The sequence below is a fragment of the Treponema sp. R80B11-R83G3 genome, from assembly GCF_054786115.1.
Genome location: NZ_BDHF01000338.1, coordinates 1 through 798 on the forward strand (window position 1 = coordinate 1; position 798 = coordinate 798).

At 49.1% G+C, this 798-nt stretch carries 1 protein-coding gene; it reads right to left on the minus strand.

What is annotated here, in order from left to right; translation table 11 throughout:
- Window positions 1-798, minus strand: a 798-nt coding sequence (locus ACYVRH_RS13710) for an ABC transporter ATP-binding protein (RefSeq protein ID WP_461257446.1), incomplete at both ends; no start/stop codon positions are given.

Here is a 798-nt window from a genome sequence, read left to right on the forward strand (position 1 = left end):
TTTCGTTTTCCGGGTCGAGACTGGCGGTCGCTTCATCTAACAGCACAATAGGCGCGTTTTTTAAAAGGGCGCGGGCAATGGAGATCCGCTGACGCTCGCCGCCCGATAAGGTACAGCCGTTCTCGCCGATTAAGGTTTCATAGCCCTGCGGCATTTCACGGATAAACTCATCGCATCGCGCCATTTTCGCCGCCGTGTACACTTCTTCGTCAGCCGCGCCCTGCTTACCGATACGGATATTGTTCATTACCGTGTCGTTAAAAAGCACCACGTCCTGAAAAACAAAACTCATGTAACTCATCAGCCGTTCAGGGTCAATGCCGCGGATATTTTTTCCGCCGATTAAAATCTCACCTTCACGCACGTCCCGGAACCTCGCTATCAAACGGGAAACAGTTGTTTTTCCACTGCCTGACGGACCAACAAAAGCGGTTACGCCGTTTTGCGGAATTGTCAAGTTGATATTTTTCAGCACGTCATAGTTGTTGTAAGCAAATGTCACGTTTTTCAATTCGATGTTGCAATCGCTCAGTTCGGCGTTTTCATTGCCTATCATCGGGTAAATATGGCGCAGTTCCCTCATTCTGCGCGTGGAGATGAGCATATAAAAAAATTCGGGTAACAGCGTCAGAAGGATAATCAGCGGAGCGTAAATCTTTGCGCTGATCACGATAAACGTCAGCAGTTTGATGGTGTCAACGCTTCCGCCCGTGAGCAGTCCTACGCCGACTAACGTTACCAGTCCAACGCCGACTTGTAAAATCATCATGGCAATAGTAACGGCTACCCCTACCATTC